22 protein-coding genes are annotated in these 25,064 nt (G+C 71.1%); 12 read left to right on the top strand and 10 right to left on the bottom strand.

The genetic code is table 11. From position 1 onward, the window contains the following. Positions 1 to 45: 45 nt before the first annotated feature. The 3 genes from ABT053_RS02820 to ABT053_RS02810 all read right to left on the bottom strand — a co-directional run bounded on the left by ABT053_RS02820 (position 46) and on the right by ABT053_RS02810 (position 2,635). Positions 46 to 933 (bottom strand): alpha/beta fold hydrolase, encoded by an 888-nt coding sequence (locus tag ABT053_RS02820; protein ID WP_350967091.1) that lies wholly within the window; start codon positions 931 to 933, stop codon positions 46 to 48. A gap of 164 nt (positions 934 to 1,097) precedes the next feature. Next, complete coding sequence (locus ABT053_RS02815; RefSeq protein WP_350967090.1) at positions 1,098 to 1,568, bottom strand: cupin domain-containing protein; 471 nt, start codon at positions 1,566 to 1,568, stop codon at positions 1,098 to 1,100. A gap of 26 nt (positions 1,569 to 1,594) precedes the next feature. Continuing rightward, positions 1,595 to 2,635, bottom strand: a complete 1,041-nt coding sequence (locus tag ABT053_RS02810; RefSeq protein WP_350967089.1) for an alpha/beta fold hydrolase — start codon at positions 2,633 to 2,635, stop codon at positions 1,595 to 1,597. A gap of 536 nt (positions 2,636 to 3,171) precedes the next feature. Here ABT053_RS02810 and ABT053_RS02805 point away from each other — a divergent pair. From ABT053_RS02805 to ABT053_RS02785, 5 genes are all read left to right on the top strand, one after another. After that, complete coding sequence (locus ABT053_RS02805; protein ID WP_350967109.1) at positions 3,172 to 5,442, top strand: helix-turn-helix domain-containing protein; 2,271 nt, start codon at positions 3,172 to 3,174, stop codon at positions 5,440 to 5,442. 463 nt (positions 5,443 to 5,905) lie between these two features. Further along, positions 5,906 to 8,653, top strand: a complete 2,748-nt coding sequence (locus ABT053_RS02800; RefSeq protein WP_350967088.1) for a helix-turn-helix transcriptional regulator — start codon at positions 5,906 to 5,908, stop codon at positions 8,651 to 8,653. Positions 8,654 to 8,756: 103 nt separating this feature from the next. Further along, the gene (locus ABT053_RS02795; RefSeq protein ID WP_350967087.1) at positions 8,757 to 9,521 is read left to right on the top strand and encodes an alpha/beta fold hydrolase; all 765 of its coding nucleotides are present in this window, start codon (positions 8,757 to 8,759) and stop codon (positions 9,519 to 9,521) included. A gap of 24 nt (positions 9,522 to 9,545) precedes the next feature. Further along, a complete protein-coding gene (locus tag ABT053_RS02790) occupies positions 9,546 to 10,352 on the top strand; it encodes an alpha/beta fold hydrolase (RefSeq protein WP_350967086.1) in 807 nt (268 codons plus the stop codon). A 78-nt stretch (positions 10,353 to 10,430) separates the two neighbouring features. Then, positions 10,431 to 11,216 (top strand): oxidoreductase, encoded by a 786-nt coding sequence (locus tag ABT053_RS02785; RefSeq protein WP_350967085.1) that lies wholly within the window; start codon positions 10,431 to 10,433, stop codon positions 11,214 to 11,216. A gap of 301 nt (positions 11,217 to 11,517) precedes the next feature. Here ABT053_RS02785 and ABT053_RS02780 read toward each other — a convergent pair whose 3' ends face one another. Then, positions 11,518 to 12,582, bottom strand: a complete 1,065-nt coding sequence (locus ABT053_RS02780; RefSeq protein ID WP_350967084.1) for a DUF418 domain-containing protein — start codon at positions 12,580 to 12,582, stop codon at positions 11,518 to 11,520. A gap of 111 nt (positions 12,583 to 12,693) precedes the next feature. On the opposite strand from ABT053_RS02780, the gene ABT053_RS02775 reads away from it, so the two are divergent. The 3 genes from ABT053_RS02775 to ABT053_RS02765 all read left to right on the top strand — a co-directional run bounded on the left by ABT053_RS02775 (position 12,694) and on the right by ABT053_RS02765 (position 16,344). Then, positions 12,694 to 13,959: a sensor histidine kinase gene (locus ABT053_RS02775; RefSeq protein WP_350967083.1), complete on the top strand. Its 1,266-nt coding sequence runs from the start codon at positions 12,694 to 12,696 to the stop codon at positions 13,957 to 13,959. Continuing rightward, positions 13,956 to 14,612, top strand: coding sequence for a response regulator (locus ABT053_RS02770; RefSeq protein ID WP_350967082.1), 657 nt, complete (start codon positions 13,956 to 13,958; stop codon positions 14,610 to 14,612). Before ABT053_RS02775 ends, ABT053_RS02770 begins: the two co-directional genes overlap by 4 nt. Before the next feature lie 106 nt (positions 14,613 to 14,718). Further along, positions 14,719 to 16,344 (top strand): serine/threonine-protein kinase, encoded by a 1,626-nt coding sequence (locus ABT053_RS02765; RefSeq protein WP_350967081.1) that lies wholly within the window; start codon positions 14,719 to 14,721, stop codon positions 16,342 to 16,344. A 203-nt stretch (positions 16,345 to 16,547) separates the two neighbouring features. On the opposite strand, the gene ABT053_RS02760 is transcribed toward ABT053_RS02765, so the two are convergent. Then, positions 16,548 to 16,961 carry a peptidase inhibitor family I36 protein gene (locus tag ABT053_RS02760; RefSeq protein WP_350967080.1) on the bottom strand — a complete coding sequence of 138 codons (414 nt, stop codon included), beginning with the start codon at positions 16,959 to 16,961 and terminating at the stop codon, positions 16,548 to 16,550. Positions 16,962 to 17,623: 662 nt separating this feature from the next. Between ABT053_RS02760 and ABT053_RS02755 the strand changes: the two genes are divergently transcribed. Continuing rightward, positions 17,624 to 18,781, top strand: coding sequence for a sensor histidine kinase (locus ABT053_RS02755; protein ID WP_350967079.1), 1,158 nt, complete (start codon positions 17,624 to 17,626; stop codon positions 18,779 to 18,781). Beyond that, positions 18,781 to 19,431 (top strand): response regulator, encoded by a 651-nt coding sequence (locus ABT053_RS02750; protein WP_350967078.1) that lies wholly within the window; start codon positions 18,781 to 18,783, stop codon positions 19,429 to 19,431. The genes ABT053_RS02755 and ABT053_RS02750 overlap by 1 nt, the downstream gene beginning before the upstream one ends. A gap of 172 nt (positions 19,432 to 19,603) precedes the next feature. Here ABT053_RS02750 and ABT053_RS02745 read toward each other — a convergent pair whose 3' ends face one another. From ABT053_RS02745 to ABT053_RS02735, 3 genes are read right to left on the bottom strand one after another with little or no spacing between them, the layout of a single operon-like run. Further along, positions 19,604 to 19,813 (bottom strand): DUF397 domain-containing protein, encoded by a 210-nt coding sequence (locus tag ABT053_RS02745; RefSeq protein ID WP_350967077.1) that lies wholly within the window; start codon positions 19,811 to 19,813, stop codon positions 19,604 to 19,606. Positions 19,814 to 19,833: 20 nt separating this feature from the next. Then, entirely contained in the window at positions 19,834 to 20,043 is a 210-nt protein-coding gene (locus tag ABT053_RS02740) for a DUF397 domain-containing protein (RefSeq protein ID WP_350967076.1), read from the bottom strand. Further along, positions 20,034 to 20,864, bottom strand: coding sequence for a helix-turn-helix domain-containing protein (locus tag ABT053_RS02735; RefSeq protein WP_350967075.1), 831 nt, complete (start codon positions 20,862 to 20,864; stop codon positions 20,034 to 20,036). Before ABT053_RS02735 ends, ABT053_RS02740 begins: the two co-directional genes overlap by 10 nt. Positions 20,865 to 21,059: 195 nt before the next feature. Between ABT053_RS02735 and ABT053_RS02730 the strand changes: the two genes are divergently transcribed. After that, positions 21,060 to 21,515: an ATP-binding protein gene (locus ABT053_RS02730; RefSeq protein WP_350967074.1), complete on the top strand. Its 456-nt coding sequence runs from the start codon at positions 21,060 to 21,062 to the stop codon at positions 21,513 to 21,515. Positions 21,516 to 21,600: 85 nt separating this feature from the next. Here ABT053_RS02730 and ABT053_RS02725 read toward each other — a convergent pair whose 3' ends face one another. Next, the gene (locus ABT053_RS02725) at positions 21,601 to 21,948 is read right to left on the bottom strand and encodes a VOC family protein (protein WP_350967073.1); all 348 of its coding nucleotides are present in this window, start codon (positions 21,946 to 21,948) and stop codon (positions 21,601 to 21,603) included. A gap of 393 nt (positions 21,949 to 22,341) precedes the next feature. Here ABT053_RS02725 and ABT053_RS02720 point away from each other — a divergent pair, with 393 nt between their 5' ends. Continuing rightward, positions 22,342 to 23,295: a DNA-3-methyladenine glycosylase family protein gene (locus ABT053_RS02720; protein WP_350967072.1), complete on the top strand. Its 954-nt coding sequence runs from the start codon at positions 22,342 to 22,344 to the stop codon at positions 23,293 to 23,295. A gap of 133 nt (positions 23,296 to 23,428) precedes the next feature. Here ABT053_RS02720 and ABT053_RS02715 read toward each other — a convergent pair whose 3' ends face one another. Further along, positions 23,429 to 24,592: a cytochrome P450 gene (locus tag ABT053_RS02715; RefSeq protein WP_350967071.1), complete on the bottom strand. Its 1,164-nt coding sequence runs from the start codon at positions 24,590 to 24,592 to the stop codon at positions 23,429 to 23,431. Positions 24,593 to 25,064 lie beyond the last annotated feature (472 nt).

Below are 25,064 nucleotides of genomic sequence, written 5' to 3'. Positions count from 1 at the left end.
GTATCGCGCCTGCCGCGGCTTCGGACCGATGGGTGCCGGACGGGATCAGCGGATGGCGCGGGCCGCCGCCGTGATGACGGCGGCGGTGGCGTCAGGCCGGGAGATCATGATCACGTGTGAGGCCTCCCTGACCTCGCTGGTGCGCGCGCCGGCGCGCTTGGCCATGAACCGCTGGGCCGCGGGCGGGATGGCCTGGTCGGCGCCGGCGACCAGGTACCAGGAGGGGATGGTCTTCCAGGCGGGCGCCGCGCTCGGGGAGCCGAGCGCGGCCAGGGCGGCCGGGCGCTGGGTAGCGGCCATCAGGGCGGTGTCGCGGGCGGGCAGGTCGGCGGCGAAGGCGGCACGGAACGCGGCGGGGGTGATGTAGGCGTCGGTGCCGGTGCCGCCGCCGGGCAGCGGATACTCACGGGTGATCAGGCTGGTGGGCAGTCGGCTGCCGGGGAACCTGCCGGTCAGGTCGAGCGCCGACTCGGCCTCCTCGGGCGCGAACGCGGCGACGAAGACCAGCGCCTTGACGTTGGGGTGGCCGGTGGCGGCGTTGGTGATGACCGCTCCGCCGTAGGAGTGGCCGACCAGGATGACCGGTCCGTCGATGCTGGAGACGACGCTCGACAGATAGGCCGAATCGCCTGCCAGGTCGCGCAGGGGATTGGCGGGGGCGATCACCGGGTAGCCGTCCTCCTGGAGCCGGGCGACGACCTTGTTCCAGCTTGAGGCGTCGGCGAACGCGCCGTGGACCAGCACCACGGTGGGCTTGGCCGTATGCCGGCCCGCCGTGGTGGAGGCGGCGGCCGACGAGGGAAGAGCCGTGGCCAGGATGGCCAGCATGGTCAGCACGGTCAGGGCGGTCAGGGCGGTCAGCGTCACGGGCAGCGGGATTCGGGTTCCCGGCCGGGAGAGCGGAGAGGTCCGTGAGGACACGTGCTCGGACATGGTGGATCTCCTTGGTAGGGATGAAGGTGTCGAGCGAGGCGCTGAGGCAGCGGGAGGCTTAAGTCGTCGCCCGCCCGCCTGTCTATCCGTTGGGCAAGGCAGGGCAAGGCAGGGGCGGGGCGGGCAGGGGCGGGGCGCGGAATGGCGTGGTGGGAGCGGTGCGCCTAGGCCACCGGCGGAGGCCCCGCCACGCGCAGGCGGTACGCCTCGGCCGAGGCGACGACGGCCTCGATGTCGAAGGAGGCCGGCGCGTCGTTCACGTGGGAGATGGGCGAGCCGTTGGCGGCGAACCACTTCTCGATGCCGGCGGGGCCGAAGGCGGCGACCAGGCGGGCGTTCGGTGAGCGGACCAGGTAGCTGTGCGGGATGCCGCGGGGGCCGTGCGCGACGGCACCGGCGTGCAGGTCGTAGCGATCGTCCCCGACGAAGAAGGTGATCTCGCCGTCGAGCACGATCCAGATCTCGTCCTCCGCCTCGTGAACGTGCAGGGGTGGCGCGTGACCCTTGAGATCGGTGAACTCCATCACGCTCAGGGTGCCGCCGGTCGCCGTGCCCGGCACCAGGATCTGGGCCTGGCCGCCGAGGAACCAGAAGGGGTTCCGCGCGTCGCCGGTCTGGGGTGGACGTCTGTTCATGTGGCTGCTCCTGTTCCGGCGTCGGGTCAGTTCTTCTCGAGGAAACGCAGGAGTGCGCTGGTGAGCTGTTCGGGGTGTTCCTCGAAGATCCAGTGACCGGAGTCCTCGATGACGGTCCCGGTCACATGGCGGGCGTACCTGCGGACCTGGGCGGGGACGGAGTCACCGAGGCTGCCGCGGGCGCCGATGGCGAGTACGGGCATGGTGAGCTTCTTCGCGCCGTACGCGCGGTTGTCGGCGACGTCCTGGGGGAAGGCGCGGAACCATTCGAAACTCGCCCGCAGGTGCGCGTCGTCGCGCAGGTAGCGGGCGTACTCGCGGACCTGTTTGTCGCTGACGCCGTTCTTCTTGACTTCGAGGGAGTCGACGAAACGCTCCACCCACTGCTCTTCCCTGCCGTCCACCATGCGCTCGGGCAGGCCGTTGGTGAGGCTGAAGTAGCCGAAGTTCCAGAAGCCCGGCCCCTTCGGGGTGAGGGAGGGGAAGGTGTAGAGGGTCTTGTCGGGGATGGGTGCCTCGCTGAGGACCAGCTTGGTGACGTCGCCGGGGTGGGCGGCGGCGTAGGCGTAGGCGACCATCGTGCCGATGTCGTGCCCCACGAGCCTGATGTCCCGCTTGAGGCCGAGCGTGGTCAACAGCCCGTGTACGTCGGCGGCGAGGGTCTTCTTGTCGTAGCCACCGGCGGGTGCGTCGCTCTTGCCCGCTCCGCGGAGATCCGGCGCGATGACCGTGTAGTGCTTGGCGAGCTCGGGCAGGACCTCGCGCCAGGTGTACCAGGTCTGCGGATACCCGTGCAGCAGCACCAGCGTCGGCCCGTGTCCACCGCGCACGTAGTTGATCGCGACGTCGCCGACCTGAGCTCTCCGCTCGCGGAAACCCGCTGGAACTCGCGGCTCGTCGCCGGTCTTCGACGGCGTCTGGGAGGCGACGGCTGTGATGGGGGCCGGTGTGGCCACGGCGGAGGCGGCGGGGGCGAGGGCGAGGGCGGCGAGCATGCCGATCACCGCGATCGGGATGACGGCGCGGCCGCGGATCTTCGGGGCAAGGGTGAAATGGAGGGTTTTCACAGGACGTTCCCCTTTTCGAGGCGAGCGAGGGTCGTAGGCTGCTGAACGCGTCGGCTGTGCGGTCCGGCTCGCCGGTCTCTCCACGGCGGACCGGGGCGTCGTCCGCGCTTTGCCGGGAGTCCCGGCGTCGCTGCTCAAGGAGCGCTGGAGCGATGGGCGTTCATGCGGCAAACCGTAGAAACCGGCTCGCTTGCCGTGCGAGCGTCACCTGACTGCGTCACCGAGCGCTACGTGACCGCGGTCACCGAGTGCTGCGTGACCGCACGTCTTGTTCCAGGCCGAAGGTGAACGAAGCGGCGGCGCCGAAGGTGAACGAAGCGGCGGCTCGCCCTCGATCGTGCGGTGACTTCTGTTCGCGGGCCGGTGCCGGGAGGCCCGCCCCCGGCCCGGACGCTTTCATGGCCGGGGCGCCCGGCACCGGCGACAGGAGGCGGATATGACAGAAGGGCGATGACCAGGGCCGATGTTCCTGATTTTCCCAATTTTTCCGATAAGCTTTAGGTGGTTTCCGGCACGTCGCGAAGAAGGAGCACTCGATCACCACTTCGAGCGGCTTCGCGGAGGCGCTGCGTGGCCATCGGCACGCGGCGCGCCTGACTCTGGAGCAGCTCGCCGAGGCCTCGGGGGTCGGCGTCCGGACGCTGTCGGACATGGAACGCGGGCGCAGCAGGGGTCCTCAGCACCGGACCGTCACCGCGCTGGCCGACGCTCTCGGCCTGGCCGGCGCCGACCGTGAACAGCTGGTCGGTCTGGCGCGTGAGGGGCGTCTGCGTGATCGCTGGGCGCGTCCGACCGGGTTGTGTGAGCTGCCGCGCTCGGTCGACGACTTCACCGGCCGGGCGGCGGAGCTGGCCTGGACCGGCGAGCTGGTGCGTGCCGGGGAGGTGCCGGGTGCCGCGGGGGTGGGGCTGATCACCGGTTCGGCCGGGCTGGGCAAGACCACGCTGGCGGTCCGCACCGCCCATGCGCTGCGGCCGGACTTTCCCGGCGGGGTGTTCTTCCTCGACCTGTTCGGGATGTCCGCGCGACCCTTGGCCGTCGGGGAGGCCCTGGGCACGTTGCTTCGCGCGCTCGGCGTCGCCGATCAGCAGATTCCGGGTGATGTCGCCGGGCGTGCGTCGTTGTACCGGTCCCTGCTGCGTGAGCGGCGGGTGCTGATCGTGCTCGACAACGCCGCCTCCGAGGAGCAGGTCCGGCCGCTGCTGCCCGGCGGGGGTGCGGGCAGGGCGCTGGTGACCAGTCGCCGTCTGCTGGCCGGTCTTGAGGGGGTGCGCAGACTCGGTCTGGGGCCGCTGCCTTTGCTGGAGGCGACCGAGTTGCTGGGGGGAATCCTGAAGGATCGCGGTGCCCCGGACGAGGGGCCGGCGCTGGGGCAGCTGGCGCGGTTGTGTGGCGGGTTGCCTCTCGCGTTGCGGATCGCGGGGAATCGGCTGGTCAGCCGGCCGAGCTGGAACGCCGCCGATCTCGCTGCCCGGCTGGCGAACGAGGAGCGCCGTCTGGAGCAGCTCAGTGCCGGTGATCTGAAGATCGCCGGCGCGTTCGGGTTGTCTTACGAGCAGTTGGCCGCCTCGACGCGGCGGCTGTTTCGCCGGCTCGCCCTGGTGCCGGGCCGCAGCTTCGACGCGGCGCTGGCCGCGGTGGCGGGCGGCACGTCGATCGAGGGGGCGTGGGACGCCCTCGACGACCTCGTCGATCTCGGGCTGTTGCAGGACAGCGCGGCGGGACGTTACCGCTTCCATGATCTGGTCCGACTGTTCGCCCGTGACCGGCTCCGGCAGGAGGAGTCCGCGGCCGAGCACGACGCGCTCACCGTGGCGATGACGTCGTGGCTGGTGCGGACGGCCACCACCGCCGGACGATGGTTCGAGCCCGGATACGGCCATCCTGGTCAAGCTGGTCCCGATGCCGCCGAGCTGTCCGCTGAGCTGTCCTCCGCGGAGGAGGCCGACCAGTGGCTGCGCGCGAACGCGGACAACTGGCTGGGCGCGTTACGCCACCTGGCGGGCATCGGCCGGTTCGCCGCCGTTCTCGGCTGCGCCGAGTCGATGGACTGGTTCTCCGACCGGTGGATGCACGCCCCGCACTGGTACGAGGTCTTCACCCTCGGTGCCGAGGCCGCCGCCGCCCTGGGCGATCGGACCCGGCAGGCAGCCCAGCTGAACATGCTGGCCTGGGTCCATCTGCTGCCGCGAGACGACCCGCGGACCGCACTGCGCTACACGGCCCAGGCGATGGACCTGGCCACCCGCGGCGGCGCCACGACGCAGATCGCCTTGGCCCACCACCACGCGGCGGGCGCGTTCCGGCGGCTCGGCCGGCTCGACGAGGCCATCGTGGCGGAAACCCAGGCGGCGAGGATACACAGGACCAACGGCGACATCGACCGGTACTGCCACTGCCTGGGCGCCCTCGCCACCTGTCTGCGCGACGCCGGACACCACGGCGAGGCGCTGGAGCACTACCTCGACCTGCTGACCCTGCTGAACGACGACCGCTCGGGGGTGACACCGAGTGTCGCGGCGATCATCCGGCCGATCGCGCTCGCCCGCGTCGGCGAATGCCTGGGACTGCTCGGCCGGCGGGCCGAGGCGATCGTCAGGCTCACCGAGGCGATCGGCCTCATGGAACAGGCCCGGTTGCCCGCCCCGCAGGCCCGCTCCCTGGAGACGCTGGCGGCCTTGCTGGCCGAGGAGGACCGGACCGGCGAGAGCCGCCAGACCTATGCGCGGGCGGCCGAGGTGTACGAGACCATCGGCGACGCCGAGGCGGGCGGCCGCTGCCGTGACCTGGCCAACGCCGTTCCCTGATGATTTCCGCGCCACTCCTGCCTGCTGTTCTGCCTGGCCGGGTCGCGTGCGCGCGACTTGGATGGAGAACACCGAGGCAGGCATCGGGCCCGTCCGTCCAGCTCGGGAGCGATCACGGCCACCAGGCGTCACTCCCGGAGAGCGCCGCCGCCCGCGAACCGCCCGGAACACGCGCACCCGCAGAACCGAGCGCATCAGTGATCAGTGAAAGGCCGGAATCCTCATGATCCGCGTTCCCGACGAAGGCACTGTGCTTGTCCCCGGCACCCTCGTCACCGCCACCCCCGAAGCAGGCGCGACATCCGGCCGCGGGAACGTCGCACCCCCGGATTTCGCCACGGCGCAGGACCGGTTTGGTCAGAAGCGATCCGTCGGCGGATCTGCCGGTAGCCCCGGCTCACCGGTCCGCCCCTGCCTGGAGCTCGCTGGACGGGACCCCAAGGGCAAGCGAAAATGGCTTTATATGCCATCAAATCAGCCGATAAAGACACTTTTCGGGCGGGAGTCTGAAAGGCGGCGTCTAAGCGGTTTCCTGGACGGCGTCCGCAGGGGCGGCGGGGCGATGCTGGTGCGCGGCGAGGCGGGAATCGGGAAGTCCGCCCTGTTGCTGGACACGGCGAGGATCGCGGCCGCGCGTGGCATGCGGATCTTGCGGACGGTGGGTGTGGAGTCGGAGACGCACATGCCCTTCGCCGGTCTGCATCAGGTGCTGCTTCCGCTTCGTACCGAGATCGGGGAACTGCCCGCCCCGCAGCGCGACGCGCTGGAAGCGGCGTTCGGGTTGACCGGCGCCCGGGCGCCGGAACCGTTCCTCATCGCCCTGGCGGCGCTGAACCTCCTGGGCGAGGCCGCCGCCCGCTCGCCCCTCCTGCTCCTTGTCGAGGACGCTCACTGGCTGGACCGCGCCAGCGCCGACGTGCTCGCGTTCGTCGCGCGGCGGCTGGACTCCGAACCGATCGTGCTGCTGGCCGCGATACGCGACGGTTTCCAGAGTCCCCTTGACAGGGCGGGGCTGCGGGAACTGCTCCTCGATCGGCTCGACGACACCGCCGCGACCGCCTTGCTGGACGCCTTCAGCCCCACTCTGGCGCCGGAGGTGCGCACCCGGCTGCTGCGGGAGGCCGCGGGAAACCCCTTGGCCCTCGTCGAACTGCCGATCGCCTCGGACACGCGGGACGAGAAGGGGCCCCTGCCGCCGGGGTGGCTCCCGCTGACCACCCGGCTGGAACAGACCTTCACCGCCCGCATGTCGGGGTTGCCGCCGACCCTGCGGACCATGCTGCTGGTGGCCGCGCTCAACGACAGCACCGCCCTCTCCGAGATCCTCGACGCCACCGCGCTGATCACCGCCGAACCGGTCACGGCGGATGATCTGGCTCCCGCTGTCACCGCGCGGCTGATCGACGTGGACGAAACCGGAGTGTCGTTCCGGCACCCGCTCATGCGCTCGGCGATCTACCAGGGGGCGAGCATCTCCCAGAGGCACGCGGTGCACGCCGCCTTGGCCGACGTCCTCACCGGCCGGCCGGACCGTCGCCTCTGGCACCGCGCGGCCTCCACTCCCAGGCCGGACGAGAGCATCGCCGCCGAGCTGGAGGCCGCGGCCAGGAGCGTGCGACGCCGGGGCGACCTGGTGTCGGCCGTCGCGGCGCTGGAGCACGCGGTCAGGCTCAGCGAGGATCCCGCTCACCGGTGTGAACGTCTGGTGCGGGCCGCCGAGTACGCGGCCGAGATGGGACGGCGCGACATCGTCGTGCGACTGCTGGGCGAAGGCGAGCCGCCGCGGCTGTCGGCCCAGCAGCGGGCCCGTGTCGTGTGGATCCGCGAGAGCTTCGAGGACGGCATCCGCGACGACAGCGCGGCGGCGCGCTCACTGGCCGACCTCGCCGAGAGCATGGCGGCTCAAGGGGACGTCGATCTCGCGCTGAAACTCCTGTCCAGTGCGTCCCTGCGCTGTTTCTGGGCTCATGCCGACGAGCGGTCGCGGCAACGCGTCGTCACCGTGGCCGAGGGCCTGCCCGTCGACGATCTGGACGGGCAGTTGCTGACGATCTTGGCGTTCGCGGCTCCGATCGAGCGTGGCAAGGTCGTGATCGAGCGGCTACGCCATCTGGCCGCCCACCCGACCGGCGGCCGGTCGGCGGCCCGCCTGCTCGGCAGTTCGGCGTTGATGGTGGGGGCCTTCGACCTGGCGGAGGAATTCTGCGCCGCGTCGCTGCCGGTCCTGCGCGCGCAGGGCCGGATCAGCCTCCTGGCGCGAGACCTCGGGGCACAGGCGTGGAGCGCGGCCCGGCTGGCCGACCTGAGCGTGGCCATTCCCGCGGCCGAGGAGGCCGCCCGCCTGGCGCACGAGACATCCCAGCCGCTGATGCACGCCATCGCCCAGGCCTCGGGCGCGGTGCTCGCCGCGCTACGCGGCGAGCAGGATCACGTGGAGAGCCTCGCGGTGGCGGCCGAGCAGGTGGCCCTGCCCATCGGAGCCCGCCCCGTGCTGGCCACGGTGCAGCTCGCGCGCGGGCTCGCCGCGCTGGGCGAGGGACGCTACGCCGACGCCTTCGACCATCTGCGACGGATGCACGATCCCGCCGATCCGGCCTTCCACCTGGCGCTACGCTGCTTTTCCGTCGCCGAGCTCGCGGACGCCGCGGTGCACAGCGGTCAAAGCCACGCGGTCGCCGGCGTCATCGCGGAACTGGAGGCGGTGGCGCTCACCACACCGTCGCCGTCCCTGCACGCCGACCTGCGCTACGCCCGGGCCGTGCTGGCCGACGAGGCCGCGGCGGAGCCCTTCTTCGACGCCGCGCTCGGGGCCGACCTGCGGCGATGGCCCTTCGTGCGGGCCCGGGTGCAGCTGGCGTACGGGGAATGGCTGCGGCGCCGGCGGCGTACGGCCGAGTCGCGGGCGCCCCTGCGCATGGCTCGCGAGACGTTCGACGCCCTGGGGGCGATCCCCTGGAGCGAGCGAGCGCGCCAGGAGCTGCGGGCCTCCGGAGAGAGCAGCCGCAGTCGCAGCAGTGAGGCGCGTGACGTGCTGACCGCGCAGGAACTCCAGATCGCCCAGATGGCGGCCGATGGCCTGACGAACCGGGAGATCGGCGAGAAGCTCTATCTGTCGCATCGGACCGTCGGCTCCCACCTCTACAGGATCTTCCCCAAGCTGGGGATCACCTCGCGGTCGGCGTTGGGCACAGCCCTGCGCGTATCGGCCTGACCTCGCCGCCTCGCTCAGTGACGCCCGGTGACGCTCGGTGACGCTCGGTGACGCAGTCATGTGACGCTCGCGAGGCGCGTGGCGGGCTTCCTACGGTGATGTCATGACCACAGGAAGACCCTTCAGAAACGGCAGCACGCCGACCGTCGTGCTGGTCCACGGCGCCTTCACGGACGCGTCGAGCTGGGCGGGCGTGATCGCCGAGCTCCAGGCCTTCGGGATCCCCGTGACCGCGGTGGCCAACCCGCTGCGTGGATCGGCCACCGACGCCGCCTACCTCGCCGGCGTCGTCGCCGCGATCGACGGCCCGGTCCTGCTGGTGGGTCACTCCTACGGCGGTGTGGTCGTCACCCGGGCCGCGGCCCAGCTGGGCAACGTGGTCGGGCTGGTCTACGTGGCCGCTTTCGCCCTGGAGGCGGGGGAGAGCGTGCTGGACATCACGGGCCGCTTCCCCGACAGCCTGCTGGGCCCGGCGCTGCGGCCGGCCGTCTTCCGCGCCGGCGATGGCGAGGAGGCCGTGGAGCTGTACATCAAGGACGACCGCTTCCCCGCGGTGTTCGCCGCCGACCTGCCCAAGCGCCTCATCTCGGTGGCGGCCGCCGCGCAGCGCCCCATCGCGGCGGTGGCCTTCGAGGAGAGCTCTCCCGCCGCGAGCTGGAAGACCCTGCCGTCCTGGTACGTCGTGGCGACCGCCGACCAGGCGATCCATCCCGCTGCACAGCGTTTCATGGCCCAGCGTGCCGGGGCCGACACCATCGAGGTCGACGCCTCACACGCGATCGCGCTGTCGCGACCGGCGGCCGTGGCCGGCCACATCCGCACCGCCGCCACCGCGACCCAGGCGGTCAAGCACACCCATCCGGTATGACAGTCAGTTTCTGAGGAGCGACCGATGACCGCACCGATTCCCGTCATCTTCATCCACGGCCTGTGGCTGCACGCCACTTCCTGGTCCTCCTGGACCGAGCTGTTCACGGCCGCCGGCTACGACGCGACGGCCCCCGGCTGGCCGGGCGACGGCGAAAGCGTCGAACTGTCCAGGAAGAACCCCGACAGCATCGCCGACCACGGCATCGACGACGTCGTCGCCCACTACACGAAGATCATCAATGCTCTGGACGTCAAGCCGATCCTGATCGGCCACTCCTTCGGCGGCATGATCGCCGAAAAGCTGCTCGGGCAGGACCTGGCCAGGGCCGCGATCGCGATCGACGCCGCACAGATCAAGGGGGTGCTGCCGCTGCCGCTGTCGGCCCTGCGCTCGACCCTGCCGGTGTTCAAAAACCTTGCCAACAAACACCGGGCGGTCTCCCTCACCCTCGACCAGTTCACCTATGCTTTCGGCAACGTCATCCCTGCTCAGGAGGCCGCCGAACTGTACGAACGCTGGACGATCCCCGCGCCGGGCAAGCCGTTGTTCGAGGCCGCCGCCGCCAACTTCTCGCCGCATTCGCCCGCCAAGGTCGACACCGGCAACAACACCCGGGGACCGCTGCTCCTGATCGCCGGCGGCAAGGACCACACCGTCCCCGAGACCGTCACCAAGGCGACCCTCAAGCAGTACCGGGACTCCACCGCGATCACCGACTTCCAGGAGTTCCCCGACCGCGGCCACTCCCTGACCATCGACCACGGCTGGCGTGAGATCGCCGACGCCTGCCTGGCCTGGCTTGCCGAAAACGACCTGCGGGCGAACTGAGGTGACCCGCGGCGTTGACCGGTCAACGGGGGTCAACGGGGGTCAACGCCGCGGACGGTCTATCGGAAGGGGTATGTCATGGACTTGAAACTGCGGGGCAAGGTCGCGGTGGTGACCGGCGCCAGCAAGGGAATCGGGCTGGCCGTCGCCCAGGCCCTGGCCGAGGAGGGTGTCCACGTCGTCACCGGATCGCGCCGGAACACCCCTGAACTCAAAGAACTGGGCCAAAGGGGAAGCGTGCAGGCGATCGAGGTCGATCTCGCCACCCCCGAGGGCCCGGCCCACCTCGTCGCCGCCGCGCTGGCACACGGACGTCTCGACATCCTGGTCAACAACGTCGGCGCGGTCGCGCCGCGCCTGACAGGGTTCCTGGACGTCACCGACGAACAGTGGCTGCACAGCCTGACGCTCAACCTGATGGCGGCGATACGCGCCACCCGCGCCGCGCTGCCGGCCATGCTCGCGGCCGGGCACGGCAACATCGTCACGATCAGTTCGGTCAACGCCTTCCTGCCCGATCCAGGGGTGATCGACTACAGCGCCGCCAAAGCCGCCCTGACCAACTTCTCCAAAGCCCTGTCGAAGGAGGTCGGGGCCCAGGGCATCCGGGTCAACACCATCAGTCCCGGCCCGGTCACCACGGACCTGTGGCTCGGAGCCGAAGGCGTCGCCGCGACCGTTGCCCGCGCGAACGGTGCCGACCCGGAAGCGGTGGCCGAACAGGCCGCCGCCCAAGCCGAGACCGGCAGGTTCACCCACCCGTACGAAATCGCCGACCTGGTGCTGCTCCTGGCCGCCGACCGGGCGGGGAACGTCACCGGCGCCGACTTCGTCATCGACGGAGGACTCACCAAAACCCTGTGAACCTCCCGCGACCCGGTGGGCGCCGATCCCGTCTGAGCGGCGATCGCGACGACAGTCATCCCAGGTCAGCGACACGCCGTCGGTTTCACGGCCACTGCCGCGAAGATCCTCTGTTCTCGGCCGCGGCGAGATCGTCGTTCGGGCGGCGCGCACTTCGGGACGCTCTCCTTCCTGGCCGGCCTGGACACCGGGCGCGCCCACCCGGCCGGAGCGGAACGCCGAACGGGCCCGGCGCGCGCGAGGGCGTGCGCGGGCCCGGCGAGCCACCAGGTCCGGCGCCTCGCCGGTGGGAACCCGCCGGTCAGGGGGTGCGGCGCAGGGGCGGGCGGCGGGCCCAGGTGGCCCAGCGCCAGAGCCATTCCAGCGGGCCCTGGCGGTGGCGGCGCAGCCAGAGCGTGGACAGCAGCCACTGGGGGACGAGGATGGCTCCCGCGATCAGGAGCACCGTCGCCGACGTCCAGCCGTCCGGGGAGCCGCCCGCGAGGCGGGCGGTCAGCAGGACGAGGAGCGTGGCCGACAGGTAGTTGGTCAGCGCCATCCGGCCCAGCGGTTCGAAGATATTCCGCAGCGCCGTCCGGAGCGGCGTCCTGAGCAGGAGCAGCAGGCCGCACACGTAGAAGCCCGCGATCAGCACCCCGGCGAGGCCAAACCAGGTGTTGAAGTACGGGGCACCGACCGGCGTCGAGACCTGCAGCCACGTGGCGGGCACCGCCCCCGCAGCGAAGAGCAGGGCCAGCGTGGCCGGGACGCGGACGGAGCGCTCCATCCGCTCGATCACCCCGTACCGGGTGAGCGCCGAGCCCAGCAGGAACAGGCCGGGCACCAGCGGCAGGCCGTTGCTGCCGAGGATCAGCGGCAGCGCGACGAGGACGGCGGCGAGTCCCGCGACGGCCCGGCGCGGCAGCCAGGTCGAGGGCAGCAGCACCACCAGGCCGACCACGGCGTAGATGGTCAGGATGTCACCCCGCCACAGCACGAACATGTGGACCAGGCCCACGGCGAGCAGCGCCAGGAGGCGGCGCAGCAGGAGCACCCGGGGGCGGGGGGCGCGTTCCGTGGCGGAGGCGAGCAGCAGCGAGAACCCGACGCCGAACAGCAGGGAGAAGATCGGGAAGAAACGCTGGTCGACGAACAGCCCCAGCCAGGCCAGCCCGTCGTTCTCCGGGCCCACCCCCACCACGGCCTGATTGACCTGGGTGGTGTGGAGCATGTGGGCGATCGGCTTGACGTTGGCGAGCAGGATCCCGCACAGGGCGAACCCGCGCAGCACGTCGAGCGCGGCGACGCGCGGCCGGCCGGAGGAGGTCGTCGTGGGGTGTCCCGGCCCGGTGGCCTCCGGTGCCGGGGGGAGCGTCTCATGTGGCATGGCACCTCATCCTGCGGACCCCGGACCGCTCCCACATCGGCGGAAAGCAGGGAGGGAACAGTACTTTCGGCCGGTACGGACCGGTGGGGTGCCTCACCTAGCCTGGACGCCGTGCGTGTTCCCGATCGGCCCGAGGCGGCGACCGGCGTTGAACCCGGCGCCGTGTTCCGGTCCAGGGTGGCGGTCGGCGTCGGTCTCGGCGCCGTGTTCCGGTTCAGGGTGGCGGTCGGCGTCGGTCTCGGCGCCGTGTTCCGGTCCAGGGTGGCGGTCGGCGTCGGTCTTGGCGCCGTGTTCGCGGTGGCCGTGGCCTTCCAGGCGTACCAGGTGGCCGACGCCTGGGGCGCCGGTTACTGGCCGTTCGGCGCGCTGGTCGCCGCCTCGGTGTGCGCGCTCGCCCTGGTGCGCCGCCGTGCCCGGCTGTGGACCGCCGTCGCGGGCCTGGCCGTGGCCGCGTCCGCCGTCCTCGTCACCCGCCTCGTCCACCTGCCCGCCGAACCCAGCCCGGCCGCGTCCCTGGGGCTGGCGGTGCTCGCCGCCTCCGCGGTCAGGACGCTGCCCGTCCGTACGGCCTGCGCGGTGGCCGTCGCGGGACCGGCCGTGGTGGCGGGCGCCGTCCTCGCCAACCCCGGCTCGGCCGTGCCGGTGGTGAGCGGTCTGCTCTGGCTCGCCGCCCTGGCGGCCGGGGGCGGCCTCCGGCTGCTCGCCGCCAGACGCCGTGCCGTGGCCGGGCGGGTGCGGCGCGCCGAACGCCTTGAGCTGGCCAGGGAGCTGCACGACGTCGTCGCCCACCACATCACCAGCATCGTGCTCCAGGCCCAGGCCGCCCAGCTCGTCACCGCCAAGCACCCGGAGAGGACGGCCGGATCCCTCGCGGACATCGAGGCCGCGGGCTCGGAGGCCCTGGCCGCCACCCGCCACGTGGTCGGCCTCCTGCGCGACGCCGTACCCGCCGCCGAGGGCCGTGAACGGCTCGGCGAGCTGGTCGAGGGCTTCGAGAGCCACGGCCGCCGGGCGCACCTGCGGCTGGACGCCGACCCGGACGGGTGGCCGCCCCAGGTGAGCAGCACCGTGTACCGGGTCGTACGGGAGGCGCTGACCAACGTCTCCCGGCACGCCCCGGACGCCCGCGCGGTCACCGTCCGCGTCACCCAGCACGCGAGGACCGTCACGGTCGAGGTCGAGGACGACGCCCCGCGGACGCCCGCCCGCCGCTACCGCCGCGCCGGGTACGGGCTCACCGGGTACGGTCTCGGCGGATACGGCCTCATCGGGATGCGCGAACGCCTCGAAGCCCTCGGCGGCACCCTGACCGCAGGCCCCCGCCCCGGTTCCGGCTGGTCCGTCCGGGCCACCATCCCCACCGGCGGACACCGATGACCATCCGGGTGCTTCTCGCCGACGACCAGGCGATGATCCGGGCCAGCCTGCGGATCATCCTTGAGGACCAGCCCGACATCACCGTGGTCGCCGAGGCGGGCGACGGGGTCGAGGCGATCGAGCAGGCCCGCAGGACGAGCCCGGACGTGTGCCTGGTTGATATTCAGATGCCCCGCCTCGACGGGATCGAGGTCGCCCGCGCGCTGGCCGGGGCCCCGACCAGGGTGGTCATGGTCACCACGTTCGACCTGGACGAGTACGTCCACGGCGCGCTGCGCTGCGGCGCGGCCGGATTCGTGCTGAAGGACGCGGGTCCCGCCCTGCTGGTCGAGGCCGTGCGGGCCGCGTACACGGGGGACGCACTCATCTCGCCGTCCATCACGCTGCGGCTGCTGCGCCACCTGACTGACCGGGGAGCCAGGACCAGGGCCCGCCCGCCCGCACAGCCCCTGAGCGCGCGGGAGACCGAGATCGTCCGGGCGATCGGCAGGGGACGCACCAACCAGGAGATCGCCGATCAGCTGTTCATCTCGGTGAGCACGGTCAAGGGGTACGTGTCGGGCATCATGACCAAGCTTGGCCTGCGCAACCGGGTCGAGATCGTGGCCTGGGCCTGGGAGAGCGGCATGACGAACCCGGGCCACACGGGATGACGGCCGGTGACGTCGGACATCCCGGGGGACGATCCGGTAACCGGTGGGCATCGGATGCGGCGATATCGGTGACATGCGGGATCAATCATCGGGTAGGCATGGCCCCATGTCTTCTTCGCGGCACGAGGGGTGGTTGCTGGCCGGGCGGTACCGCCTCGTGGCCGGGCTGGGCAGGGGCGGCATGGCGACGGTGTGGCGCGCCCGTGACGAGCTCCTCCACCGTGAGGTCGCGGTCAAGGAGGTCGAGATCCCGGACCACCTGGCCGGGCCGGAGCGCGAGGTCCTGCTGGAACGCACCATGCGCGAGGCGCGCCTCGCCGCGCGGCTGAGCCATCCCAACATCGCCGCGGTGTACGACGTGCTGCGGGCCGACGACCGCCTGTGGATCGTGATGCAGCTCGTACGCTCACGCAACCTCGCCGAGGTGATCGCCGAGGAGGGGCCGCTGCCCGCGCCCGCCATCGCGCGCGTCGGGCTGGAGGTGCTGTCGGCGCTGGAGGCCGCCCACGCGGCCGGGGTCATGCACCGCGACGTCAAACCCGCCAACATCCTGCTCACCGGTGACGGGCACGCGATCCTGACCGACTTCGGGCTGGCCACCGCCGTCGACGAGGACGTGTCCCTCACCAGTACGGGAATGGTGGTGGGCACGCCCGCCTACATCGCCCCCGAGCGCGCCGGTGGCGTCGCGTCGAGCGCCGAGAGCGACCTGTGGTCCTTCGGGGCCACCCTGTACGCCGCCGCGGAGGGCCGCTCCGCGTTCGGGCGCAGCACCGCGCTGGCCACCCTCGCCGCCGTACTGACGGCCGACCCCGAGCCGTTCCGGCACGCCGGGCCCCTGGCGCCCGTCATCGCCGGCCTGCTCGACAAGGATCCCGCCCGGCGCACCGACGCCGTCCGGGCCAGGGAACAGCTGGGGCGGGTGGCCGCGCTGGGGGAGCGCGGCACGGGCGGCACCGCGATGCCCTTCCCCGCCACCCACGCCACCCGCGCCACGCCCCCGGCCACCGGCCGGAACCCCACCCGGCCCTACGAAGCCGACCGGAATCCCACCGGAGGCTCCGGAGCCGACCGGAATCCCACCGGACGCTCCGAAGGCGGCCGGAGTTTCACCGGGTCCTCCGAAGCCGGTCGGCGTTCCAGGGACCATCACCTCCACGCGGACACCGGCCATCACTCCACCGGCCGCCACCTTTCCGAAGACACCGGTCGCCATCCCACCGATCACCACCTTCGCGAGGGCGCCGGGCGCTATTCCACCGGTCAGTACCTTCACGCGGACGCCGACCGGCGTTCCACGGGGGAGGCAGAGGCCCCTCCCGCTCCGACACGTCGGCGGAACATCGGGCTCCGGCGCCTGTCCGTGGGCGTCGCGGCCCTGACCGTCGGCGTTCTCGTCACCGTCACCGTCCTCGTCGCCACCGAATGGCGAAGTGGCGGGTCCGGCCGTCCGGAGCGGGTCGCTCCCTCCGAGACTGTTTCCGTCACGGCGCCACGGCCCACCCGTACCCCCGAGCCCGAGACGCGGCAGGTGATCGACGAGCAGCGCTCCACCTCCGCCTCTCACCATGGCGGGCGGGCCGATGCCGCCCCCAGCGCGGCCCCAGGGCCCGGTACGCCCGGCCCCCCCGCGGAGAGGGCCAATCCGAATCCGAACTCCAACAAGGACAAGAGCAAGAAGTACAAGCCGGTGCAACACGGCAACGGCCAGGCGAACGGCAAGAAGAGTTAGATGGGGAGGTCCTGAGTCGTCCGGCCCGTGGAAACAGGGAACGGCGCCGCTCCGGCACGACAGCGGGCCGGCGCATTCCGCGCCGGCCCGCCGGTGTTCATCCCTCCGCACCGCGCCCGCCGCCAGGTGGCGTCCCCGGTGCGGGCGCGTCATGTGGCGGCCCCGGGCGTACGGCCTCTAGCCGGACCGCCCCCCGCCGCGAATCAGCAGAGAATCGTGATCGAACTCGTCTTGTTGTCCTGAGCCTCGGTCAGCTCGACGTTCAACGAGTTGTTGTAGATCTCCCTGATGCGGCTCGTTCCATTGTTGTTGTTCCAGAGAATCGCGCTACCGCCGCCACGGTTCCGTACGGATTCGATGTTGTTGTTGTAGCTGCTGCCGAGAACGAAGAAGCCGCAGGACGGCGCCCTCCACATGCTTCCGCCCCCGTTGTCGCTGGTCCAGAAGCACGCGGAGCCCGCCGGGCAGTCGGAGAACGCGAAGGGGCCGACCTCACTGGCGAGTACCGGTTGGAGGACGCGCACGGGGCTGGACGACGTGGACGCGTAGGCGGCGGGTGCGGCCACGGCGCCGAGGGCGATAAGAGACATCGAGATGATCGCAGTGATTCTACGCATGGTTCTCTTGGTTCCTTTTCGCTTGGTTTCGATTTCGGCTACGCCGACTTTCATCTGATGCGGGGTCAGGCACGGTTGGCCGTGCCTGCCTGTCAGCCGGTATGTGTCGCTCAGCCGGACGTGAGGAATGGCGGCGACGTGAAGGATGGCGGCGGGCGTGAAGGGACGGCGGCGGACGTGAAGGGAGCGGTGGGCGTGAAGGGGCGGTGTGCGCCCCGCGTCACCCGAAACGTCCGCTCGAAGCGGTGGCGCGTGGTCTCAGCGGTACCGAACCCGCGCGCGGGTTTCCCGCGATCGGCACGGCACCGGCCACGAGACACGCCAGGCTTCGCGATCACCGACAAGCCGGCCGTATCGTCATTCGGTCCCCCTCTCGAAGATCGTGGCCACCGTCGACCGCCATGCGGCGAAACCGTGCCCGCCGCGTTGGCGGCCGCTTCGGCGGAGGTGGCACGGTGCCTTCCGCGTCGCGGGTCCACACCGATTGCGAGGACGGATGAACTTCCGGGTGAGGTTCATACCGACCAGAGTCGGCTCCCGGTCGCGAGATCGGATCACCGGCGGGGGCGATCTTGCTCCTCGCTCCCGTGAGGGAGAGGCGTGCTCGCAAATAGCTCGCACCGGCGATGTGCTCGGGCGGATGGTTGTGGTTACGTGTGCTCATGGCGCTTCTGGCCAGACTCCGTGCGCTGCCGCCCGCCCTGGTCGACCTCGTGTTGACCGTCGGCGTCCTGGCCGCGCAGCTCGCGCCGTTCGTCTCGGCCGTGCGGGCGTGGCCGAGCGCGCTGCTGGTGCCCGTGCTGGCGGCCTCGGTGCCCCTGCTGCTGCGGCGCAGGTTTCCGCTCACGGTGATGTTCGCCGTCACGATCGCGATCCCGTTCTACGACGTCATCGGCGACGGGCCGAACCAGCCGCTCTGGTACGGATGGATGGTCGCGATCTACACCGTGGCCTGCCGATCGCCGCGACCGCATCGGCTGACGGCCATCGTGGTCACGGCGGCGGGGCCGTTGTTCCTGCCGCTGTCGATGGACATCTACGTGCGCTGGATGGCGACGTGGCTGGCGGCCTACGCCCTGGGCCGGGTGGCGGCCCTGAGCCGGCAGCAGGCACTGGCGCTGCGGGAGCGGGCGATGCGGCTCGAACGGGAGCGGGAGCTGGCCGCCGAGCGGGCGGCCCAGCGCGAGCGCGCGCGGATCGCCAGGGACATGCACGACATCCTCGCCCACGCCGTCAGCGTCATGGTGGTCCAGGCGGAGGCGGGCCCGCTCGCCGTACGCGCCCGGCCGGAGCGGGCGGAGGCGGCGTTCGAGGCGATCGCCGCCAGCGGCAGGGACGCCATGGGACAGCTGCGCCGGATGCTCGGGCTGCTCAAGGAGACGCAGGGATCACTCGACCCGCAGCCTACGCTGGACCGCATCCCCGTACTGGTCGGCCGGGTCCCGCAGGCGAGTCTCACCGAGACGGGCACGCCGATCGAACTACCGCACGACGTGGAGGTCGGCGCCTACCGCGTCATCCAGGAATCGCTGACCAACGTCGTCAAGCACGCCGGCGCCCGATCGGCGCGGGTCCACCTCGCCTGGGAGAAGGACGCGCTGCGGGTCACCGTGACCGACGACGGCCGCGGGCCGGATCGCGACGGCCGCGACGGCCGCGACGGCCGGGGCGGCGAGAGTGGCGAGGGCGGTCAGGGGTTGATCGGCATCAGGGAGCGGGCCGCGGCGTGCGGCGGGACCGCCTCCTTCGGCCCGGCCCCTTCGGGCCGGGGCTTCCAGGTTTCGGTACGGCTGCCCGTGCGGGCTCGCGAGGTGACGTGATGGCGATCGACGTGGTGGTGGCCGACGACCAGGAGCTGGTGCGCAGCGGATTCGCGCTGATCCTGGACACCCAGCCGGACATCCGCGTGGTCGCCGAGGCGGGTGACGGCGTCGAAGCGATCGAGGCCGTGCGCGCCCACCGTCCTCACGTACTGCTCCTCGACATCCGGATGCCGCGGATGGACGGTATCGACGCCGCGCGGGTGGTGTGCCGGGAAACGGACACGCGTGTCGTCATGCTGACGACCTTCGACCAGGACGACTACGTCTACGACGCCCTCTGTGCCGGGGCGAGCGGCTTCCTGCTCAAGGACGTGCGCAGGGACGACCTGGTGCGTGCCGTCCAGGTGGTGGCGGCCGGGGAGGCGTTGCTCGCGCCCGCCGTGACCCGCCGGCTGATCGACGACATGGTGACCCGGCGGCCGCGGAAGCCGTCCCCCAGGCTCGACCTGCTCACCTGCAGGGAGCGGGAGACGCTCTCGCTGCTCGGCCGCGGCCTGTCGAACGCGGAGATCGCCGCGGTGCTCGTCGTCAGCGAGCACACGGTGAAGACACACGTCAGTAACGTGTTCGCCAAGCTGGCCGTCAAGGACCGGGCCCAGGCCGTCATCGCCGCGTACGAGTCGGGCCTGATTCTTCCGGGCGGCTGAACGGCCCTGACGTCAACGAGACAGGTACGGCGACGACGTCTCCGCGAGGCGTTGTCATCGGAGCCGAACGCGACGGCCGGTACGTCGTCGGTGTGAGCGGTCAGCGTCGTGCTCCAGGCGGCCTGCCGGGGCCGGGGCCGTGAGCGGGACCCGGCCCCGGGGCTCGGAGCGGTCAGCCGAATTCGCCGTTCTTGATGCCGTGGATGAAGGTGGTCCATTCGGTGGCGGTGAAGACGAGTGCGGGGCCGGTGGTGTCTTTGCTGTCGCGGACGGCTCGGCGTCCGCCGGAGAGTCCGGCGACCTCGACGCAGTTGCCGCCGTTGTTTCCCGATCGGGTGGACTTGGTCCACGTCGCTTCTGCCAGTTCCCGGTTCAGGTTCATCGCGTGGTCGTCTCCCTTGGTCAGCCGAACTCGCCGTTCTTGATGCCGTGGATGAAGGTGGTCCATTCGGTGGCGGTGAAGACGAGTGCGGGGCCGGTGGTGTCCTTGCTGTCGCGGACGGCGCGGCGCCCGCCGGAGAGTCCGGCGACCTCGACGCATTCGCCGCCGTTGTTTCCCGATCGGGTGGACTTGGTCCACGTCGCCTCTGCCAGTTCCCGGTTCAGATCCATTTCTTGGTCGTCTCCTTGATCAGCTTCAACGACTCGCGCTGGGACAGCGCCTCGGCGCGGATCGCCTCGTACCGCAATGCTAGGACGGCGACCTCGTCGGGGCGATCGGTTACCTGACCCGCACCGGCCGACTCGATGTAGGCCGCGTTGACCACGCCCCTGCGCGCGTGCGCGAGGACGAAGCCCCCGGTGAGGCCGATCGTCGCGCGGGCGTCGAGGGGGAGGATCTGGATCACTATGTCGGGGCGCTCGCTCATCTCGGTGAGGTGGCGGAGCTGCGCCGCCATCACGCTGTCCTCGCCGACGGGACGGAGCAGGACGCCCTCGTCGAAAACCGCCCAGAGCATGGGGCGGTTCGCCCGGTCGAGGATGGTCTGGCGCTCCATCCGGGCCGTGACGTACTCATCCAGTTGCTCCGGCGTGATGCGGGGCTTGCTCCGCAGGATCGCCTCGGCGTAGTCGCGGGTCTGAAGCAGGCCCGGAATGATGAGGGGCTGCCAGGCCCGCAGGGTCTCGGCCTCCCGTTCGATCTCGATCCAGGGCCTGAACCAGTCGGGCAGCTGGCTGCCCACGTGGCTGACGAGATCCCACAGGTTCGTCAGGGCACCGTCGAGCTTCAGGACCTTGTCCATCGTCTCGATCATCTCCTGGGGAGCCTTCCGGTGGGCGAGCTCCACCATGCTCACCATGCTGACCGACCACCCGATGTCGTCGGCCAGTTCCTTTTGAGTGAGATTTGCCTCTTTACGACGTCTGCGGAATTCTGCGGCGAAATATTCCTTTGGGGAAACTGTGGAACCAATGCCCGGGGGGATGGTCATTTGTGTCCTCTCGTGAACGCACGCTCCCGGCTCCTGTCGAATGCACGCCCGGCTCCACACATCTGTGTAGTGACCGTGCGTTCGGAGTCACTACCGACAGTAGTGGTTGTTTGGGATTCTTGGAATACCCGGCGGGCGGTCGCCTGACCCGGGTCGACGAGGCGAGAAAGCCCGGAGGGCGAAAGGGCGTTCACCATGCAAACGGCCAGAAAGCTAGGGGAGACCTTCCTGCGGAGAGAGCCCCAGTCGGTCTCACGCGCCCGCGCGATGGTGCGCGAGCTCCTCGGCCCCGACCACCCCGCCTACGAACGGGTGCGGCTGGCCGTCTCCGAGATCACCACGAACGCCGTCGAGCACTCCACCCCCGGCCCCGTGGGGGACCTGGTCATGGTCGTCCTGAAGGTGGTCAACGACTTCGTATACGTGGAGGTCACCGACCCCGGTTCCGCGTCGAGCAAACCGTGCCTGAGGGACGATCCGTCCCTGGACGCGGAGGACGGGAGAGGGCTGTTCATCGTCAACGAACTCTCAGCGGGAAACTGGGGCGTCCGCGACTTCGGGGCGGTCGGCCGTACGGTGTGGTGCGCCATTCCGGCCGAACCGGCGGCCCCCGTGCAAGAGGCCGCCGTTCTCACCGTACGGCCGGAATAGCGGGCACGGCACCCCGCGATGTGCGGCAATCAGCGAAAAACCCGATTCCACACTCCACAAGCGCGGCGTGTATGCGACAAGCGTTTTATTTGTCCACGTAGAGGCAGAATGGGTGCCCGGCGGGGTCGAGGAGGACCCGGACGTCGTCCTGCGGCTGGTGGGCGGCGAGTGTCGCGCCCATCTCGATCGCGTGGTCGACCGCGCCGTAAAGGTCGTCCACCTCCAGGTCGAGGTGCATCATCATCTGCTGCGAGCCGTCGGCGTTCGGCCAGACCGGGCGTACGTAGTTCCGGGCCGTCTGGAAACCCAGGTACGTGACCCCGTCGGCCGGTGCGACCGTGGCCCAGCCGGGCTCGTCCTTGGTGATCTTCCAGTCGAGAAGGCGCGCGTAGAACCGCGCCAGTTCCTGTGCGTCGGGTGCGTCGAGTACCACACCCCAGTAGTGAGAATCCGTTCGTCCGCGCATGGCTGCGCCCCTGCCCCGAAAGCCGTTCGGATCACGCGAGGCGCGGGCTTTACGGCGCGGATATCACGAGCCAGGTGAGGAAGGTGTGCGCTTTTCGAGGGGGATGCGGGCAGGACGGCCGCCGCTCTCCTGGACACTGCAGGTATGCATGACGAGAACTCCCGGTCAGGGGACCGCGCCGCCCGGACGGGACCTGGCGGTGAGGAGCCCTCCCGGCCAGGGGGACGTGACGCTCAGACGGGGATCGACCGCGGAGATCACTCCCGGTCGGGGTCCGGCGGTGAGGAGTCCTCCCGGTCAGGATCCGGCGGTGAGGATCGGTCCCGGTCAGGGTCCGGCTGTGAGGATTACGCCTTCCCGGTGCCGGTGCCGGTGCCGGTGCCGGTGTCGGTGTCGTCCCGCGAACGACGGGTGGCCGACGACCACGGGACGGTGTCGTTGCGGCTGCCGTTCCAGGCTCCGCTGTGTCCCGGCAACCTGTTCGGGCATCTCGCGGCGACCGCCGTGCCCGGGGTGGAGGAGTGGCGAGACGGCGCGTACCGCCGCACGTTGCGCCTGCCGTACGGCCACGGCGTCGTCAGCCTGTGGCCGATGCCCGACCACGTCGGCTGCCGCCTGGTCCTGAGCGACCGCCGAGACCTCTCCACCGCGATCGGCCGGTGCCGAAATCTGCTCGACCTCGACGCCGACCCCGTCGCCATGGGAGACCGGCTCCGCGCCGACCCGGTGCTCGCGCCCTTCGTGGACGAGCACCCCGGCCGCCGGGTGCCCCGTACCGTCGACGCGTCCGAGCTGGCCGTACGCGCGGTGCTCGGGCAGCAGGTGTCCACCGCCGCCGCCCGCACCCATGCCGCCCGGCTGGTCCTCGCCTACGGCGAGCCGATCACGGACCCCGACGGGGGTCTCACCCACCTCTTCCCCACCCCCGAGGCGCTGGCCTCGCTGGATCCTGCGAGGCTCGCCCTTCCCCGGACGCGCCGCGCGACGCTCACCGGCCTGATCGCCGCCCTGGCGGGTGACGAGATCGACCTCGGGACCGGAGGCGACTGGCAACGAGCCCGCGCGCGGCTCTCGGCGCTGCCCGGACTCGGGCCCTGGACCATCGAGACCATCGCGATGCGCGCCCTCGGCGACCCGGACGCCTTCATCCCCACCGACCTCGGGGTCCGCGCCGCCGCCCGCAATCTCGGCCTGCCCGTCACCCCCGCGGCGCTCACCCGCCACGCCGACGCCTGGCGACCCTGGCGCGCCTACGCCGTCCAGTACCTCTGGGCGACCGGCGACCACCCCGTCAACCGGCTGCCCACGGCCTGAAACCGGCCGGAACTTCGGGTCGTACGCCCGGCGACGGTCCCGTACCTCGACGACCACCCACGGACACTGGCGAGTCGCGGCCGGCGGTCACCGTGGGCGCCGGTGTTCGTCGGCGCCCAGGGGACCGAGGAGATCACCAGGCGACGGGGAACGCCGACAGCCCGTACACGACGTTGAACGAACGGAACTCCGGCTCGCCCGCCTCACGCAGCCCCGGGAAACGTTCGAACAGGGCGGAGAACGCGATGCGCATCTCCATCCTGGCCAGCGGCGCCCCGATGCAGTGGTGCGCGCCGTAGCCGAACGCGACGTGAGGCAGGTCGCGCCGTTCGATGTCGAGCCGGTCCAGGTCCTCGGCCAGCGCCGGGTCGCGGTTGGCGGCCGGGAGCGAGACCACCACGAGGTCGCCCTTCGCGATCGGCACCCCGGAGATCTCGGTGTCGGCCGCGGCCACCTTGGTGGCGCCCTGGTGGACGATCGTCAGCCAGCGCAGCAGTTCCTCGACCACGCCGTCGACCCTGGCCGGGTCCTCGCGGAACAGGCCGAGCTGCTCGGGGTGGCGCAGCAACGCCAGCGTGCCCAGGCCGATCATGTTGGCCGTCGTCTCGTGCCCGGCCACCAGCAGCAGCCCGCCGATGCCGACCAGCTCGTCGGTCGTCAGGTCGTCGCCGTGCTCGCGGACCAGCATGCCGATCAGGTCCTCACCCGGCTCGGCCCGCGCCCGCCCGACCAGCCCGGTCATGTAGGCGCTCAGCCCCATCTGCGCCCTCCCGCGCTCCTCGGCCGGGCGGTTGAAGTCGAGGAGCGTGGCGCTGAGGGCCTGGAAGTCGTCCCGGTCCTCGTAGGGCACCCCAAGCAGTTCGCAGATGACCAGCGACGGGATCGGGGTGGCGAACTGGGAGACGAGATCGGCCGGTGCGCCGGTACGTTCCATCGCGTCCAGATGGTCGGCGACGATCTCGCGGACCCGGGGCTCCAGGCGGCGGATACGGCGCATCGTGAACTCGGGGGTCAGCATGCGGCGCAACCGGGTGTGGTCGGGCGGGTCCATCATCAGCAACGCCCCCGCGCGGAGACGTTTGGCCTGCTCCTCACTCATGGGCGGCAGGTTGATGCCGCTGGCGTAGCTGAACAGTTCGGCGTTCCTGAGCACGTCGCGCACGTCGTCGTAACGGGTGACCAGCCAGGCCTCCGGCCCGTAGGGCGTGGGAACGCGCTGCAGACCGGGCTGCTCACGAGCGACGGTCAACTCGGGATCGGGGTCGAACTCCTGGCGGCGCATATGAAGGGGCAACATGTCGTCTCCTGAGGGAATCGGGGCTACCCCACAAGATCTCGTCAATGGAACGATCATGCAATCCCAGCCGGGCCGTCGGCGGGGAGACCGTCATGCGCGCCGGCGGCTTCTACGGCACGAGTGCCGTCTTCGAGCGAGCGGGCGCGGCCCGTTTGAAATCCGCCGGATCGCGAAACCGATCAGCCACATCTGCGCGGCCAGCATCGGCACCGCCGACAGCGCCCCCATGGGGAAGGCCTCCCCCATCGCGGGTGAGCCACCGCAGTCCAGGACACCTCCCCGCTCATGGTGCCCACACTGGACAGCACGGATGACGGCCGTCGCGACGGTCCAATCCACGAGCGCGAGCACCGGCAGCGACATCACCACGAAGAAGGCGACGCAGCCCGTCCTGTCTTCCCTCGTTGTGCCTGTTCTGACCGGAACGGTCTCAAGACGCCGTCCCATGTCCCGTTCCCGTTCCCCTTCCATG

It is taken from the genome of Streptosporangium sp. NPDC002524, assembly GCF_040295985.1.
Taxonomy (GTDB): domain Bacteria; phylum Actinomycetota; class Actinomycetes; order Streptosporangiales; family Streptosporangiaceae; genus Streptosporangium.
Note: the sequence above shows the minus strand (reverse complement) of the source record. Positions and strands in the feature narration are given on the sequence as shown.

Bases quoted from the DNA above. Each gene is read 5' to 3' on its own strand.
- ABT053_RS02820 (WP_350967091.1), bottom strand. From the start codon at position 933: ATGTCCGAGCACGTGTCCTCACGGACCTCTCCGCTCTCCCGGCCGGGA.
- ABT053_RS02815 (WP_350967090.1), bottom strand. From the start codon at position 1,568: ATGAACAGACGTCCACCCCAGACCGGCGACGCGCGGAACCCCTTCTGG.
- ABT053_RS02800 (WP_350967088.1), top strand. From the start codon at position 5,906: ATGCCATCAAATCAGCCGATAAAGACACTTTTCGGGCGGGAGTCTGAA.
- ABT053_RS02795 (WP_350967087.1), top strand. From the start codon at position 8,757: ATGACCACAGGAAGACCCTTCAGAAACGGCAGCACGCCGACCGTCGTG.
- ABT053_RS02790 (WP_350967086.1), top strand. From the start codon at position 9,546: ATGACCGCACCGATTCCCGTCATCTTCATCCACGGCCTGTGGCTGCAC.
- ABT053_RS02785 (WP_350967085.1), top strand. From the start codon at position 10,431: ATGGACTTGAAACTGCGGGGCAAGGTCGCGGTGGTGACCGGCGCCAGC.
- ABT053_RS02780 (WP_350967084.1), bottom strand. From the start codon at position 12,582: ATGCCACATGAGACGCTCCCCCCGGCACCGGAGGCCACCGGGCCGGGA.
- ABT053_RS02770 (WP_350967082.1), top strand. From the start codon at position 13,956: ATGACCATCCGGGTGCTTCTCGCCGACGACCAGGCGATGATCCGGGCC.
- ABT053_RS02765 (WP_350967081.1), top strand. From the start codon at position 14,719: ATGTCTTCTTCGCGGCACGAGGGGTGGTTGCTGGCCGGGCGGTACCGC.
- ABT053_RS02760 (WP_350967080.1), bottom strand. From the start codon at position 16,961: ATGCGTAGAATCACTGCGATCATCTCGATGTCTCTTATCGCCCTCGGC.
- ABT053_RS02755 (WP_350967079.1), top strand. From the start codon at position 17,624: ATGGCGCTTCTGGCCAGACTCCGTGCGCTGCCGCCCGCCCTGGTCGAC.
- ABT053_RS02750 (WP_350967078.1), top strand. From the start codon at position 18,781: ATGGCGATCGACGTGGTGGTGGCCGACGACCAGGAGCTGGTGCGCAGC.
- ABT053_RS02745 (WP_350967077.1), bottom strand. From the start codon at position 19,813: ATGAACCTGAACCGGGAACTGGCAGAAGCGACGTGGACCAAGTCCACC.
- ABT053_RS02740 (WP_350967076.1), bottom strand. From the start codon at position 20,043: ATGGATCTGAACCGGGAACTGGCAGAGGCGACGTGGACCAAGTCCACC.
- ABT053_RS02735 (WP_350967075.1), bottom strand. From the start codon at position 20,864: ATGACCATCCCCCCGGGCATTGGTTCCACAGTTTCCCCAAAGGAATAT.
- ABT053_RS02730 (WP_350967074.1), top strand. From the start codon at position 21,060: ATGCAAACGGCCAGAAAGCTAGGGGAGACCTTCCTGCGGAGAGAGCCC.
- ABT053_RS02715 (WP_350967071.1), bottom strand. From the start codon at position 24,592: ATGTTGCCCCTTCATATGCGCCGCCAGGAGTTCGACCCCGATCCCGAG.